Origin of the sequence: Empedobacter sp. UBA7620 (assembly GCF_002484185.1) — a bacterium.
Lineage (GTDB): Bacteria > Bacteroidota > Bacteroidia > Flavobacteriales > Weeksellaceae > Empedobacter > Empedobacter falsenii_C.
Map to the genome: position 1 here is coordinate 55873 of NZ_DLJI01000026.1, position 16116 is coordinate 71988.

General features: G+C 31.6%; 12 protein-coding genes. 6 read left to right on the forward strand and 6 right to left on the reverse strand.

Annotated elements, in window-relative coordinates; translation table 11 throughout:
• Nucleotides 1-111: 111 nt before the first annotated feature.
• On the forward strand, nt 112-2724 hold the full coding sequence (clpB, locus tag B2217_RS05595) for an ATP-dependent chaperone ClpB (protein WP_291122187.1): 2613 nt from the start codon (nt 112-114) through the stop codon (nt 2722-2724).
• Between the two features lie 55 nt (nt 2725-2779).
• Here the strand turns inward: clpB and B2217_RS05600 are convergent, their stop codons facing one another.
• Nucleotides 2780-3289 (reverse strand): DUF2480 family protein, encoded by a 510-nt coding sequence (locus B2217_RS05600; protein ID WP_038333255.1) that lies wholly within the window; start codon nt 3287-3289, stop codon nt 2780-2782.
• 100 nt (nt 3290-3389) lie between these two features.
• Between B2217_RS05600 and lpxB the strand changes: the two genes are divergently transcribed.
• The 4 genes from lpxB to B2217_RS05620 all read left to right on the forward strand — a co-directional run bounded on the left by lpxB (nt 3390) and on the right by B2217_RS05620 (nt 7098).
• Nucleotides 3390-4502, forward strand: coding sequence for a lipid-A-disaccharide synthase (gene lpxB, locus B2217_RS05605; RefSeq protein WP_221855728.1), 1113 nt, complete (start codon nt 3390-3392; stop codon nt 4500-4502).
• A 248-nt stretch (nt 4503-4750) separates the two neighbouring features.
• Complete coding sequence (locus tag B2217_RS05610) at nt 4751-5191, forward strand: hypothetical protein (RefSeq protein ID WP_038333267.1); 441 nt, start codon at nt 4751-4753, stop codon at nt 5189-5191.
• A 13-nt stretch (nt 5192-5204) separates the two neighbouring features.
• On the forward strand, nt 5205-5762 hold the full coding sequence (locus tag B2217_RS05615; protein ID WP_038333274.1) for an RNA polymerase sigma factor: 558 nt from the start codon (nt 5205-5207) through the stop codon (nt 5760-5762).
• A complete protein-coding gene (locus B2217_RS05620; protein ID WP_280046182.1) occupies nt 5749-7098 on the forward strand; it encodes a hypothetical protein in 1350 nt (449 codons plus the stop codon). The genes B2217_RS05615 and B2217_RS05620 overlap by 14 nt, the downstream gene beginning before the upstream one ends.
• Before the next feature lie 16 nt (nt 7099-7114).
• Here the strand turns inward: B2217_RS05620 and B2217_RS05625 are convergent, their stop codons facing one another.
• Nucleotides 7115-7552, reverse strand: coding sequence for a DUF2141 domain-containing protein (locus B2217_RS05625; protein WP_260391932.1), 438 nt, complete (start codon nt 7550-7552; stop codon nt 7115-7117).
• Nucleotides 7553-7628: 76 nt separating this feature from the next.
• Here B2217_RS05625 and B2217_RS05630 point away from each other — a divergent pair, with 76 nt between their 5' ends.
• Nucleotides 7629-9593 carry a ComEC/Rec2 family competence protein gene (locus B2217_RS05630; protein ID WP_291073566.1) on the forward strand — a complete coding sequence of 655 codons (1965 nt, stop codon included), beginning with the start codon at nt 7629-7631 and terminating at the stop codon, nt 9591-9593.
• Here B2217_RS05630 and B2217_RS05635 read toward each other — a convergent pair.
• The 4 genes from B2217_RS05635 to B2217_RS05650 form a co-directional block, all read right to left on the reverse strand.
• Entirely contained in the window at nt 9583-10026 is a 444-nt protein-coding gene (locus tag B2217_RS05635; RefSeq protein WP_125348917.1) for a thioredoxin family protein, read from the reverse strand. The genes B2217_RS05630 and B2217_RS05635 overlap by 11 nt on opposite strands.
• A gap of 15 nt (nt 10027-10041) precedes the next feature.
• Nucleotides 10042-12126: a peptide MFS transporter gene (locus B2217_RS05640; RefSeq protein ID WP_180905446.1), complete on the reverse strand. Its 2085-nt coding sequence runs from the start codon at nt 12124-12126 to the stop codon at nt 10042-10044.
• 29 nt (nt 12127-12155) lie between these two features.
• Complete coding sequence (locus B2217_RS05645; protein ID WP_125348915.1) at nt 12156-13640, reverse strand: peptide MFS transporter; 1485 nt, start codon at nt 13638-13640, stop codon at nt 12156-12158.
• A gap of 171 nt (nt 13641-13811) precedes the next feature.
• Nucleotides 13812-15971, reverse strand: coding sequence for a S9 family peptidase (locus B2217_RS05650; RefSeq protein ID WP_291122188.1), 2160 nt, complete (start codon nt 15969-15971; stop codon nt 13812-13814).
• Nucleotides 15972-16116: the final 145 nt, after the last annotated feature.

Sequence of the window (16116 nt, forward strand, 5' to 3'; positions counted from 1 at the left end):
CCTTTTTTTATTCAACAAAGTCAAAAAGTCAGTTTTTAGGTTTTATTTCTACTTTGGAATTTTTTTTGATGAAATACACCAAACAAAACCAATATAAAAAACTAAAAACCAATGGATTTTAATCAATTTACAATAAAGGGTCGTGAAGCGATTCAAGCAGCGCAGCAAATTGCAGTTGCACAAAAAAATCAAGCAATAGAACCAGCTCATATTTTAGGTGGAATGATAGATGTTGATGAAAACGTGTTATCATTAATCTTAGAAAAACAAGGTGTAAAAATGGATATGTTGAAACCTGAGTTGGATTTAGAAATCAATAAATATCCAAAAATAGAAGGTCAACAAGGAAATCATCTTTCCAATTCATCTAACCAAATTTTGCAATCTGCACAAGAAATTGCAAAAGAGATGAACGATGATTTTATCACCTTAGAGCATTTATTATTAGGTATAATTAAGAATGGTTCACCTGTTAGTCAGTTATTAAAAAATAGAGGTGTAACATTCGAGAACACAAAAAAATTAGTAACAGAATTGAGAAACGGAGAAAGAGTAACTTCTGAAAATGCAGAAGGAACATATAATTCATTAAATAAATACGCTAAAAACTTAACAGATTTAGCAAAAGAAGGAAAATTAGATCCTGTAATTGGACGTGATGAAGAAATTCGTCGTGTCTTACAAATTCTATCTCGTCGTACAAAAAATAATCCTATCCTTATTGGTGAGCCAGGTGTTGGTAAGACCGCTATTGCAGAAGGATTAGCACATCGTATTATTGACGGTGATGTTCCTGAAAATCTATTGAATAAACAAATTTTTTCATTGGATATGGGAGCTTTGGTGGCTGGAGCAAAATACAAAGGTGAGTTCGAAGAAAGATTAAAAGCAGTTGTTAAAGAAGTCACTTCTTCTAATGGTGAAATCATTTTATTTATCGACGAAATTCACACACTTGTTGGTGCTGGTGGTGGCGGAGAAGGCGCAATGGATGCTGCAAATATCCTAAAACCTGCCTTGGCTCGTGGAGAGTTACGCTCTATTGGTGCTACAACTTTGAATGAATATCAAAAATATTTTGAAAAAGATAAAGCTTTAGAGCGTCGTTTCCAGAAAGTAATGGTAGAAGAACCAGATGAAGAATCGGCTATTTCTATTTTGCGTGGAATCAAAGATAAATACGAGCAACACCATAAAATTGGAATTAAAGACGAAGCAATTATTGCGGCTGTAAAATTATCAACACGTTATATTACAGATCGTTTTTTACCAGATAAAGCCATCGATTTGATGGACGAAGCAGCTTCTAAGTTGAGAATGGAAATGAATTCTAAACCAGAAGATTTAGATAAATTAGATCGTAGAATTATTCAATTAGAAATCGAAATTGAAGCGATAAAACGCGAAAATGACGAGAAAAAATTGAATCTTTTAAAAGAAGAATTATCTAATCTTCAAGATGAAAGAAATCAATTGAATTCGAAATGGGAAGCGGAAAGAAATCGTGCCGATGAAGTTCAAGATTTAAGAAAATCTATCGAAAATATCAAATTCGAAATTGAGCGTGCAAAACGAGATTACGACTATGCAAAAGCCTCAAAATTAGAGTTTGAAGATTTAGTAAATGCAAAAAATAATTTAGAAGAAGCTGAACATAATCTAGAAGAAAATAAACAAAATAAACTGGTAAAAGAGTTTGTTGATGCGGATGATATTGCAGAAGTTGTATCGAAATGGACAGGAGTTCCGGCTCAGAAAATGATGCAATCTGATCGCGAAAAATTATTGAATTTAGAAAACGAATTACACAAACGTGTTTTAGGTCAAGAAGAAGCAATTATAGCAGTTTCTGATGCCATTCGTCGTTCTCGTGCAGGTCTTAGTGACGAAGGAAAACCAATCGGTTCGTTCTTATTCTTAGGTTCAACTGGTGTTGGGAAAACTGAGTTGGCAAAAGCCTTAGCCGAGTTCTTATTCGATGATGAAAATGCAATGACTCGTATCGACATGTCCGAATATCAGGAGCGTCATGCAGTTTCTCGCTTGGTTGGGGCACCTCCGGGTTACGTTGGTTACGACGAAGGTGGTCAGTTAACAGAAGCGGTTCGTCGCCGTCCTTATTCAGTTATTTTGTTGGACGAAATTGAGAAGGCACATCCAGATGTTTTCAATATTTTGTTACAAGTTTTGGATGACGGACGTTTGACAGACAACAAAGGTCGTGTGGTTAACTTTAAAAATACGATTATCATTATGACATCGAATTTTGGTTCTCATACGATTTTGGATAAATTCTCAAACATTGACGAAAATAATGTGGCACAAGTTTATGATGAAACAAAAGATGTCGTTTTTGAGGAATTGAAACAAAACTTTAGACCAGAATTTTTGAATCGTATTGATGAAATTATTTTGTTCCGTCCATTGAGTGAAAATCAAATTTCTGGAATCGTGAATATCTATTTAAGCGGAGTTGCGAAGAAATTAGCACAACGCGATATTACATTAGATATTACGCCAGAAGCTGTCGATTATTTAGCAAGAAAAGGCTACGATCCTCAATTCGGAGCAAGACCATTGAAACGAGTTATTCAACAAGATGTATTAAATGAACTTTCAAAAGAAATTTTAAAAGGAACAATAAATGATAATGATGCGGTTTTAATCGATTATTTCGAAGAAAAACCTGGAGATAATAAATTAGTTTTCAGAACTAATCAATAAGTATTTTACGATTTTATTCATGTGTAAAAAATCCGCTCGTTGAGCGGATTTTTTTTTATTTCTTCTTTTTATAAAGCGGAACAGTGCTACATGCTTCACCAAACATCAACGAACTTACAATTGGTTGTAAACGTTCAATTAATTGAATATAAGCCGAATCGGGAACTGGCTTGTGCGAGCAACCTTTCACAATTATTTTTCCATCAACATAATCTTCATAAGGCAAATGATCTACAATTTCGGTGTACAAAATCGTATCCAAATCTTGTAAACTTCCATGTACAATTCGTTTCGCGATTGGCGACAAATAGGTTGCGACCAACAAATAAGCCCAAGACGGAACAATCGCATCCGCAGTACACGTTAACGCTACATATTTATCTTGATATTGTGTCCAATCATGATTTTTCAGATTTTCTCTAAAATCCTTTTCTCTAAGAATCAATTCTTCATATAACCAATCTTTCAAGTCAAAAACAACACGATCTCCATCAGGATAATAATCTTGTAAATCAATTGTTACTAAACTACTATTGGCAACTTTATTTATAATTTCGTCTGACATTTTTCTTTGTTTGAAAGAGTAAATTTACGCAATAAAAAACATTGAAATCTACTCCACTTATAGATTTCTCCTATCTTTGTAAGAAGAAAAATGATTTCCATTGAAATACTATATCATTGCAGGTGAAGCTTCGGGCGATTTGCACGCATCGAACTTAATGAAAGAATTAAAATTAAAAGATCCACAAGCTGAATTCAGATTTTGGGGAGGAGATTTGATGCAAACGCAAGGCGGAACTTTAGTCAAACATTACAGAGATTTGGCGTTTATGGGTTTTGCTGAAGTTGTAATGAATTTGAGAACGATTTTAGGAAATATTTCGGTTGCTAAAAAAGACATCGAAGCTTATCAGCCAGATGCAGTTATTTTAGTTGATTATCCTGGTTTTAATCTCAGAATTGCTGAATTTGTAAAAAGTCTTGGAATTAAAATTTACTATTATATTTCGCCACAAATTTGGGCTTGGAAAACTGGTCGAGTTCATAAAATCAAAAAAGTTGTCGACAAAATGTTTGTGATTCTTCCGTTCGAAGAAGAATTTTATCAACGTTACAATTACAAAGTAGATTTTGTCGGAAATCCATTATTAGATTCGTTGAATAATCTTCCGCCAATTGATGAACAACAATTTAGAAAAGATCATAATTTAGACGAAAGACCAATTATTGCTTTACTTCCTGGAAGCCGAACTCAAGAAATTAAAGTCAAATTACCTTTGATGCTTTCAGTGGAAAAAGATTTTCCCGATTATCAATTTGTTGTGGCTGGTGCACCATCTCAACCAATCGAAAATTATAAAAAAATTGCAGGCAACAACTTGAAAATTGTTGAGAATAGAACCTATGATTTATTACGAGTTTCTCATGCAGCCTTGGTTACATCAGGAACAGCAACATTAGAAACTGCTTTACTGAAAGTTCCAGAAGTTGTTTGTTACAAAGGAAATGCTATTTCGTACGAAATCGGAAAACGTGTTGTAAAAAACATTCGTTTTATTTCGTTGGTAAACTTGATTATGGACGAAGAAGTAGTGAAAGAGTTAATTCAATATGATTTAACTTACGAAAATATCAAACGAGAATTAGATTTAATTTTAAATTCTCCTAAACGAGAAAAAATCATGAAAAGCTATGAAGAATTGTATCATAAACTTGGTGGAATTGGTGCTTCAGAAAGAACCGCTTCACTAATTATTGAGGACTTAAAAAAATAATTTAAAAAAAAGTAAAAGTTTGACGCAACCTTTTATTGTTTTTTTAATCTTGTAAGCTATAGATGTCATTCAGATCTAATTATTAAAATGTTTCAGGATTGACTTAATTAAAGTTTACACCTATTCTAACAAAGGTAATCCTCTTGATTTTCAAGGGGATTTTCTTATTTTATATGTTAATTTTTTTTCTTTCACGCAACCTTTTCTAAAATCTATATCTTATTTTTATAACGATTAAAACTCATACAATGAAATTAATGAAAAGATTAAGCATGTTTGCTTTGGTAGGTATTTTAGGTTTATCAACATTTAGTTGTTTAAATAATGATGACTCAGATTATATGAATTATGGTTTTTTAGCAACAACGGCAATTAATGTTCATGAAGACTCTATTCAGCCAGTAGGAAAAACTACAAATATTCGAGTAACGTACGAAAAAACAAATTCTTGTCAAAATTTTATTCAATTTAGCTCTTTACAAGGAAGTACAACTTTTAAACACAACATTGGTGTTTATGCAAGTCAAAGTAATGGAAACTGCACGCAAAATACTTCGTACGAAACAAAAACTTTGAAGTTTACACCTAAAGAAGCTGGTGAGTACACATTAAGATTTTGGACGGGAAATAAACCAAATTCAACTGAACCAATTTATGTCTCAATTGTGTTAAATATCAAAGAAAAATAAAGTCCAATAAGTTTTGAATAGTGACTCTCTTGAAATTTTAATCAAGCAATGTCAAGAACAAAATAGAAAAGCTCAAGAAGAAATTTATGTTGAGTTTTCACCTGTTTTGTTCTCGATATGTCTTCGTTATGCCGAAAATTACGAAGATGCGCAAGATATTTTTCAAGAGGGTTTTATTCACATCTTCAATAAAATAAATCAATTCAAATTCGAAGGATCTTTTGAAGGTTGGATGAAACGAATAATGGTAAATCTTAATTTAGAAAAACTAAAAAAGAAGAATAATTTACCTTTTGAAGATTTCGAAAATCTCATTATCACACAGGAAGATGACGACGAAGTTGAAGAAGATTTTGATTATCAACAGTTGTTAGAAGCCGTTCATAATCTTCCACCACAATATAGGCAAGTTTTTAACCTCTACGTTTTTGAAGAATATTCGCACCAAGAAATTGCAGAAATGCTGACCATTTCGGTTGGAACTTCAAAATCAAACTTATCAAGAGCACGAAATTTATTAAAACAAAAACTCAATCAATTAAAAACTGTCACAGAAGATGAACAAATTTGATCAACATATTAAAGATAAACTCTCGCAACCACAACTTCCTCCTTTGGATGCTTGGAAAAATATTCAAGAGAAATTAGACGAGAAAGAAAAGAAAAAACGCATCATTCCTTTATTTTATTGGATTGGTTCTACAGCAGCGTGTTTAGTTACGGGAATTTCTATTTATTATTTTAATCAAAATGATGCGGTTAACGTTAATCATACTCCGACTAATGAAGTTGTAAAAACGAAATCGACTTCTAAAGAATCTATCAAAAAAGATTTGAATAATATTGAACATACAAAAGAAAAGTCTTTTGATAATAAGATTGTTTCTTCTGTAAAAAAATCTTCTAAATCAAATCAAAAAACAATTCAAAGTTCAAGTTCATATTTTGAAAATATAATTGGAGAATCAACTTTATTTTCGAATACAATTCCAAATCAAAAAGAAGATAAAACACTAGAATTATCTCAAAAGAATTCAACTCAAAAAGATAATTTTGTACAAAATAATTCTTCAATCAATCCAAAAAATGAAGTTTCTGAAAAAGAAACTAATCCTAAAATTTTAGAAGAAAAACCATTAGAATTAGTTCTTCAAGAAGAGGAAAAAAAGAAAGAGAAAGTAGAAATCAAACAGAAATCTCCACTTCTGACGATTTCTTCGTACATCAATCCAACAAAAGTGTTAGAATCAAAATCTATTTTAGCAAATGAATTTAATGATTACAACATCAAAAATAACATTACAGTTGCTTATGGCGCAAAAGTTTCTGTTCGATTAAATGATAAGATAAATGTTCGTTCGGGAATTGCAAAAGTTGAGTTGGAACAAAATACAACCAATATAAATTCGGGAATCAATACAGGTGTTTATGCACTTTCTGCAAGCATGCCAAAATCATCTAACAATATCACATATCATTCGAATATTCGAGTTGTAGGTGATAATACATCACATACGACAATGACCATGTTGTCTTCTGAAACCAATACTATGGAACAAAAAGTTCATTACATCGAAGTTCCATTAGAAATTGAATATAAACTGGCAAGTTTTGATAAATTCAATATTCTAGCAATAGCGGGAGGAAGTTATTTTGCTGTAACGAAAAATTCTATTTCATTAGCTGATACTAATACAAGATCAAATTATAAATTAGGCGAAGCAAATAACTTAAATAATTCGAGTTATAGCGCTAACGCTGGAGTTAAGTTAGAGTATAATTTATCAAATAAATCAAGTATAAATTTGGAACCAAATTATAGATATATGCTAAATCCATTGAAAAATGTAGATGCTAAAAATCCTTCTTTATTAGGATTGAATATAGGTTTTTCAATTAAATTTTAACAAAAAAAGACGAAGATTATTCTTCGCCTTTGTTATTGTTTAATTTGATTACAATTGTATTATTTTCTTCAGTCATATCCACTTTGGCTTCCTCAAAAGTTGGCTCACGCAAAATAGGATCTAAATTCTTAGAAAAACCATACGGTTCTTTACGCACACCCAAAAAACTTTTATCAAGCTGTTTATTATTGTTCGTATCCAAATACACTTTTACCGCATAAAATGTTGGCTCAATATCTTTAAAAACCGTTTCATACTTGTCTATATCAGCAACTGGAACGTACAATTTTTTGAATGCATTTTGACCTTTTGTATAATTTTCTACATTTCTATAAAACTCTATAGCCAAATTTCCTTTCATTTTCTTAAGGTTTGTGATTGATAGTTTTACATCAATTTGAGCCATTGCCATTTGAGTAAAAAATAACACAATTAATATAAGAATCTTCTTCATTTTTTTATTTTTTTAATCAATTCATTTACAAATAATTAAAACCTACTATTTGTAAAAAAATTTATAAATTATTAGGATGAAAAAGTATCTCTTTTTTACCCTAACAATTTGTTTCTCAATCGGAATAATTTTATCCGAATTATTAATTCCTGCTACAAATTTACGAATTATATTTTTTTCATTAATTATTCTACTTTTTATCTCTTTGTTAAAAAATAATAATCGTCAAAATATAATCACTTTTTTAGGCATTTCGATGATTTTAGGCTATTATATTCATCAAAATTATAATAGACATTCAAAAATTGATTTCGAATCTGTTTCGAGAATTCATTTACTAAAAGTCGTTTATAGTTCTAATTCTACCGAAAAATATACCAATTACGTTGTAAAAGATATTGAAACGAATGAGCAAATTTTACTTCATATCAAACCTCAACAACAAATTTTATATCCCAATGATGAAATCATAATTTTAGGAGAAAAAAGAGAAATCCAAAAACCGTTAAATCCATATCAATTTGATTATAAACGTTTCTTAAACAGAAAACGAATTTATTCTCAAATCTTTACAAATGAAATTATTTCTATTCACAAAGAAGGAAATGGATTTCGAAATTGGGTTGCCAAATCGAAAGTCAAGATTCGAAAAGAACTAACAGAACAAGGTTATTCCCTTGAAAGTAGAGCGATTATTTCGTCTATGCTTTTGGGTGATAGAACGGAGCTTTCGCAAGAACTCAATCAAAGTTATGTAGCAACAGGAGTTGTGCATATTTTATCCATTTCTGGTTTACATGTGATGATGATTTACATGATTTTACAATTCATTTTACAACCATTATTAAAGCTAAAACAAGGTCGGAAAATTAGAATAATTATTAGCTTAATATTTATCTGGATCTTTGCTTTTTATGTCGAATTACAACCGCCAGTTTTTCGTTCTGCGTTGATGATTACCATTTATTATATTAGCGAATTACTCAACCGACCAAAAAATATTTTCCACACACTTTCACTTTCTGCTTTTATCATTCTAGTTTTTCAACCTAATTATTTGTTTGATGTTGGCTTTCAATTGAGTTTTTCAGCGGTCTTTTTCATTGTTTGGCTCAATCCAATTTTTGAGTATTATTGGAAAGTTAAAAATAGTTTCCTGAAGAAAATCAAGATTATGATTGAAACAAGTTTATCTGCTCAATTAGGAACTTTACCAATTTCGGTCTTGTATTTTAATCAATTTTCAGGATTGTTTTTATTTGGAAATTTAGTCTTGATTCCTGCTTCCTTTTTTATGATTTGTGGCGGTATAATTAGCATTCTTCTCATCATTTTTGATCTTAATATTCCAATCTATACGTGGATTTTCAATCATTTTATCTATTACTCAAATCAATATATTTATTGGTTAGCGAACTTCAAGTTTATTGCAAAAGATGTTTACATCAGTTTATTTACCGCGATTTTGATTGGCGTTATTTTATATGCATCAAAACCATTATTCCTAAAAAAATCTAAACTAGCATTATTTGTTTGTTTAATTTCTTTATTTCTAATTGAATCTGAACGATATTATCAAGTTTATCAACTCAATCATTCGAATGAATTGATCGTTTTTAATCAATATAAAAATAGTATTATCGGAATAAGAAATCAACGAAGTTTAGCAATTTTAAGTGAAAATCCTTTGGATGAAAAAACATATAATTTTACTATTAAACCTTATAAAATTCACGAAAGAATAAAAGATGTTAGTTTCTACTCTTATGATTCAGACTTTAAACATCAACATTTTATCAAACATCCAAATTCTATTGAAACGAAGTCATTTAAGCTCTTATTAAATGAAGAACATTCTGATATTCCTTTTTATGTGTTAATTCATCAATCAAGGCTTTATCCTTTCGAAAATAATGAAAATTTAAAAAGGGTAATTGCTGATGCCAGCAACTACCCTTCTATTGTTACAGAACTCGAAAAAACTTCTGATTCTGTTTTATGGAAAACCTCTCAACAAGGTTATTTCTCGATTAAATTTTGATATCGTTTATGAAATCTGTTGAACTACGATAACCCAAAACGACTTTGTTGATATCTCCTTTTCCGTTCATCAAAACAGTTGCAGGATAACTCAATTGTCCGTTTGTAAAGGCATATGCCATATAATTCGCTTTAGCAGGCGCAATATATGTATACTGAATTCCCATAAATTTTACCATATCCTTTGTTTCTGCATCAAATTTTACCGCAATATAATTTTTGTTTACATAATCTGCGACTTTATTATCTGTAAAAGTTTCTTTGTCCAAACGCTTACAGAATCCACACCAAGTTGTATAAAAATTAATCAATACAGGTTTTTCTGGATGTGCTTTTATTTCCTTTGTTGCTTCGTCTAATGATAACCATTTAATTTCTTGTCCGAAAAGAAATGATGATAAAATTAGGGCAGCGATTGCTAAGCTTGATTTCATAAATTTCAATCTTTATTATTTAACTCCGTGCATCAATTTCTTCATAACTGGATTTAATGCGATAACGATTAAACCTGCTACAATTGGTACAATTGTAAAAATTAAGAAGAAAGTTGATAACGAATATTCTTTTGTAATATTTTCGATTTGACCTCCTAAAATGGCTGCCAATTTGTTACCAATTGCAATTGCAAGGTACCACATTCCGAACATAAATGCAATCATACGTGCTGGAACTAATTTTGATACGTACGAAAGTCCAACTGGAGATAAACAGAGCTCGCCCAATGTATGGAACAAATAAGCTAATACTAACCAGATGATAGAAACGCGAACGCCTTCTGAAATTCCGTAAGAACCGAAAGCTAAGAATCCGAATCCGATTGCCATAATGATTAATCCTAAACCATATTTTACAGAAGCTGATGGGTTGTATTTAGAATCCCAAACACGAGAAACTAATGAAGCTAATGCAATGATGAAGAAAGAGTTTAATGTAGAGAACCAAGAAACGGTAATTTCTACTTGAGAATCTTTAATCTCTGCTACTTTCGCAGGAACAACTTCAGATGGTTTGTTTTGATTTTTATATTCAGTATCTAATTTCACTAAACTTTCTGGAGAAACTAATACAAATTTATCTCCTTCTTTGTGAATGCTAATATCTGAACCTTTTGTTAAAGCGTCTTGAGAAGCTAAATTAATTGTTTCAGTAACAATTTTATCTGTAGAATTTGCAACATAAGAAGCCGTAACTGGTGTTTTATCAAAAACAGGTTGACCTTCTTCGTTCATCACTTGTTTACCAGAGTCGTCTAATTTAGCCGTTTCAATTGCTTGGTAAGAAACATCGTAAGAGTGAGAAGTCCAGTTATAGTTTAACATCCAAATTGCAGCAGCCCAAATTCCTAAGAAAGTAAACGCTAAAACAACATTAGATAAAGCCGCTTTTTTAAATGTTTGTTTTGCTAATAAAATCAATACATACGAGATGAACAATAATGGAACAACTGTTAATAATGTATTGAAAACGTTGAATGCCATTGCAGCACCTCCAATTAAGTTACGTTCTGTATTATCACGCGCAAAGATTACTAATGATGTAGCTCCTTGTTCGAAAGACATCCAGAAGAAGATAACGAAGAAAGCAAAAATAATTACCGCAATCATACGATCACGAACCACTTTTGTATAATTTGCCAAACGACGAATTACCACAAAGAAGAACAAGAACAATGCTACTAAAATAACGACATTTTGTCCTGATAAACCTCCGATAGAGAATGGGAATAAGTTAATTCCACCAATTGCATTTAACGGATCATTGAACGCATAGCCTAATCCTAAAAGCGTCATAATAACGATTAAGATTTGATCTAAAACTGTAAAAGGATTTGGTTTTTCTCCTGGCTCATATTTTGGTGTATCATCATCAGCAGTAATTTGATTTCCTGTTTTTGAAGGAACTTCACCGATATGCCCAAATAATGGTTTTGCTAACCAGAACTGTAATGTACCCAATAACATGAAGATTCCAGCTAAACCGAATCCCCAGTGCCATCCAACTTTTTCTGCTAAGAATCCACACAACATCATTCCGAAGAATGCACCAGCGTTAACTCCCATGTAGAAAATTGTATAAGCACCATCCTTTTTCTCAGGAAAGTCTTTGTACATTTCTGATAAGATAGATGTCATATTTGGTTTAAAGAATCCTGTTCCGATAACCAAACACGCCAATCCTAAATATAAAAAGATAGGTGTATCAAAAGCCATAAATGCATGACCAAGAGTCATAATAATCGCACCAATTACAACTGCCCAACGATAACCTATGTATTTATCGGCAATAATCCCTCCAAAGATGGGCGTAATGTAAAGTAACATTGCGTATGTTCCATATAAAGCGGTTGCTTTTTCTATAGACCATTCCCAACCTGGATTTAACCCAATAACTGCAGCTGTTAAAAACTGAATTAATAAAACGCGCATTCCGTAGAATGAAAAACGCTCCCACATCTCTGTAAAGAAAAGCACGAACAATCCCGACGGATGTCCTAGTACTTTTGAATCAAAGAAATTTTCTGATTTTGAACTCATGTTTGTTTGTTAAAAGTATATCTTAAAAGTTATTTTACGTCTTGCATTAATTTACGAATAAATGGAGACAATACGATGACAACAACACCTGCAACTAAAGAGTAAATTGCCAATTGTTGATAACCATCTGTATAAGCCATTAATTTATCTGTTAAAGATGCTGTTGGACTTGGGTCTGACATTCCAGCTCCTAAGATTCCTGCTAAATATTGCCCGTAAGCAGATGCTAAGAACCATAATCCCATCATCATTCCTCCTAAGTGTTTTGGAGATAATTTTGTTACCATTGATAATCCAATTGGTGATAAACACAACTCTGCAATTGTAACTGCAAAATATGCTAATGCAAATATTTCTAATGATGATAATCCATTTTCGTCAGCAAAAAATCTTAAAGAATAGAAGATATAATAAGCCCCTGCTAACATCAAGAAAGCTAAACCAAATTTTACAACTGTGTTTGGCTCAATTTTCTTTTTCGCCATCCATAACCAAACTAAACCTAATAAAGGTGAGAAAATAATAACATACAATGAGTTTGCACTATTATTCACAATGTTTGGATCTAATGGAACGCTAAATAAAGTTGAATGTAAGTTTTTGTTTGCAAACAAAGCTAAAGAACCTCCTGCTTGCTCAAAAATTGCAAAGAATAAAATAGAGAACGTAATCATGATAAAAGCAGCGATAAACTTACTTTTTTCTTTAGAACTTGGTATTTTATATAATTGAATTAAATAATAAATAATTGCCAATGGTCCTACAATAAACATAAACATATCTGTGTATGCTGTATTATGAATCATGATAAAAATTAAAGGAATACAAACCAATGCTCCTACATATACGGCTACTTCTCTAATTAATCTTTTCTTAGGATCCATTTTTTCAAGTGGAGAATCTCCAATTGGTCCCAGCTCGTTACGGATAAATAAGAATAAAACAACTCCAATTATCATTACGATACCAGCCGCTAAGAAAGCATAATTCCAACCAACTTGTTTACCTAAATAAACACAAACTATACCTCCTAAAAATGCACCTATATTAATCCCTGAATAAAATAAACCGAATCCAGCATCACGTCTTGGATCATCAGCTTTGTACAGTTCTCCAACCATCGAAGAAATATTTGGTTTGAAAAAACCTGTTCCAATAATACTTAATGTAATTCCGTAATAGAAAAATTGATGAGGATCTGTTGCAATTAATAAGTTTCCTGCAACCATTACCAACCCTCCGAAGATTAATGATTTTTTGAATCCTAAGATTCTATCTGCAAAAATACCTCCGATAAAAGTAAATGCATAAACAAAAGCTTGGATTGCTCCATATTTTAAATTTGATTCTGCATCCGTTAATCCCAACATATCTACCATAAAAATGGCAAGAACTCCTCTCATTCCGTAGAAGCAGAAACGCTCCCACATTTCTACCATAAACAAATGCCAAAGCTGTTTTGGGTATTTCCCTTCAAAGTTTTGAATTTGCTCTAAAGTTAATTTTTGACTCATAATTTCTTTAACTAAGCGCTAATATATCATTTAGATTTTATTAGCAATCAACGAAAATAAAAAAAACCTCCGACAATGCAGAGGTTTTTTTTGTTTAATGTATGATTTTTGTCAATTTGAATAATGTTTCATCTTATTCATTGGCGTATTCTAATAAATACAGCTTTTTTCTTACAAATTCTTCTTGATAAAGTTTGTCATTTTACGGTAAAGCTGAATACGCGTGTTTCCACCATAAATCCCGTGATCTTTATCGGTATAAATTGCCATATCAAAATCTTTGTTCGCTTGTACCAACGCTTCCGATAATTCGAATGTGTTTTGTGGATGCACATTATCATCAGCAGAACCAGAAATTAATAAGAAATTACCTTTTAAGTCATTTGCATAATTAATTGGTGAATTATCGTCATAACCAGCTGCATTTTCTTCTGGTGTACGCATAAAACGCTCTGTATAAACAGAATCATAATAACGCCAATTCGTTACAGGAGCAACTGCAATCGCCGCTTTGAACACATCATTCCCTTTGAATAATACATTCGAAGCCATGAATCCTCCGTAAGACCAACCCCAAATTCCGATACGAGATTTGTCCACATAAGGTAAATTACCAATCTCTTTCGCCGCAGCAATTTGATCCTCTACCTCATATTTCCCTAATTGCAAATATGTTTGTTTCTTGAAAGCTTCTCCTTTGTATCCCGTTCCACGACCGTCAACACAAAAAACGATGTAACCTTCTTGCGCCAACATCATGTGCCAATAATCATTCGAGTTGAAATAAGCATTGTTTACATTCTGAGAACCTGGTCCAGAATATTGATACATCAAAACTGGGTATTTTTTGTTTGGATCAAAGTTTTTTGGTTTGATTACATACGCATTCAATTCATTTCCTGCTGCAGTTTTCAACACAAATAATTCTTTTGTTCCAATATTATCTGTAGTCAATTTATCTTTTAAAGAAGTATTGTCAACGATAACACCCAAATCTTTTCCAGATTTAGATTCTACTAAACTAATTGTTTTTGGAGTTGTTGTATTCGAAAAAGTGTTAATAAAATACGTAAAATTCTTACTGAAAGCAGCCGAATTTGTTCCATTATTTTTCGTCAACATTGTTGTTTTCTTACCATCTAAACTAACCGAAGAAATTTGTCTTTCTGTCGAAATACGTTTTCCATTATTTGAGTTTGATTGATAATAAAGTGTTTTATTACCAGGATTATACCCATAGTAATTCGTTACCTCCCAATCTCCTTTCGTCACTTGGTTAATTAGCTTTCCGCTATCTGCATAATGGTAAATATGGTTATTTCCATCGCGCTCAGAAGTCCATAAGAACGAATTATCTGCTAAAAATTCTAATGTTAAATTATCCGTTTCTATCCACGCTTTATTTGTTTCAGTAAATAATTTATTTACTTTTTTCGTGTTGATATCATAAAACGAAACATCTACATTATTTTGATGACGGTTAGACGTTACAACCGTTAATAAATTCGCTTTTGTAGAGAACTTAATTTTCGGAATGTAATAATTCTGAACTCCGCCTAAATTAACATTTGCAGTTGAGTTATTCTTCGTATCAAAAACATGTAACGAAACTTCCGAATTGTCTTGTCCTGCTTTTGGATATTTGTAACGTAATTCTTGTGGATAAAGATTATTGTGGTAAATCGGAATATTAATTTCTTTGACTTTCGATTCGTCAAAACGAACATAAGCCAAAGACGTTCCATCAGCATTCCAATCAAAATTTCTTACGAAACCAAACTCTTCTTCATAAACCCAATCGTTGATCCCGTTGATAATATTATTCTTTTTACCATCCGTTGTAACTTGAATTACCTTGTTCGATTTTAAGTCTTGAATGTATAAATTATTCTCAAAAGCAAAAGCTACCTTAGAAGCATCTGGCGAAAACAAAGGCTCTTGAATTCCTTTTCCATCAAATAACAATACTTTCGATTTTGTTTGTGTATCATACACTTCAAACTTTGCTGTAAACGAATGGCGATAAATTTGGTGCGAATTAGTTTGCAATAAAACGTAACGCTCATCAGAACTAAATTCATAACCTTCAAACTTTCCAGGAACGACAACTACATCAGAAGTCTGACCTTTTTTCAATGTCGATTCATACGAACGTTTTACCAATCCGTCTTTTGTCAGAATAGTATAATTTTCTCCATCGTTCAATGAGTTCACTCCGTACAATGTATTTTCGCGGTATTTTCCGCCATATATCCCTTCAATGGTTATTTGTTGTGCATAAGAATAAGCGCCCATCGCAAGGACAGCTAAACTTAAAATAAATTTTTTCATATTAATTTTCTAATCATGTGAGTTCAAACAATCAAATATAAACAATTATATTTTTTAGAAAACCCCTTTCAACCGAATAATGAACATAAATAGAAGATGTACAAAAAGTTTTAAGTATTTTTATACATTCTATCAATCAAAACGT

Excerpts from the sequence above, each read along its gene's own strand:
- clpB (WP_291122187.1), top strand. The coding sequence starts at position 112 with ATGGATTTTAATCAATTTACAATAAAGGGTCGTGAAGCGATTCAAGCA.
- B2217_RS05600 (WP_038333255.1), bottom strand. The coding sequence starts at position 3,289 with ATGTCAGACGAAATTATAAATAAAGTTGCCAATAGTAGTTTAGTAACA.
- B2217_RS05610 (WP_038333267.1), top strand. The coding sequence starts at position 4,751 with ATGAAATTAATGAAAAGATTAAGCATGTTTGCTTTGGTAGGTATTTTA.
- B2217_RS05620 (WP_280046182.1), top strand. The coding sequence starts at position 5,749 with ATGAACAAATTTGATCAACATATTAAAGATAAACTCTCGCAACCACAA.
- B2217_RS05625 (WP_260391932.1), bottom strand. The coding sequence starts at position 7,552 with ATGAAGAAGATTCTTATATTAATTGTGTTATTTTTTACTCAAATGGCA.
- B2217_RS05630 (WP_291073566.1), top strand. The coding sequence starts at position 7,629 with ATGAAAAAGTATCTCTTTTTTACCCTAACAATTTGTTTCTCAATCGGA.
- B2217_RS05635 (WP_125348917.1), bottom strand. The coding sequence starts at position 10,026 with ATGAAATCAAGCTTAGCAATCGCTGCCCTAATTTTATCATCATTTCTT.
- B2217_RS05640 (WP_180905446.1), bottom strand. The coding sequence starts at position 12,126 with ATGAGTTCAAAATCAGAAAATTTCTTTGATTCAAAAGTACTAGGACAT.
- B2217_RS05645 (WP_125348915.1), bottom strand. The coding sequence starts at position 13,640 with ATGAGTCAAAAATTAACTTTAGAGCAAATTCAAAACTTTGAAGGGAAA.
- B2217_RS05650 (WP_291122188.1), bottom strand. The coding sequence starts at position 15,971 with ATGAAAAAATTTATTTTAAGTTTAGCTGTCCTTGCGATGGGCGCTTAT.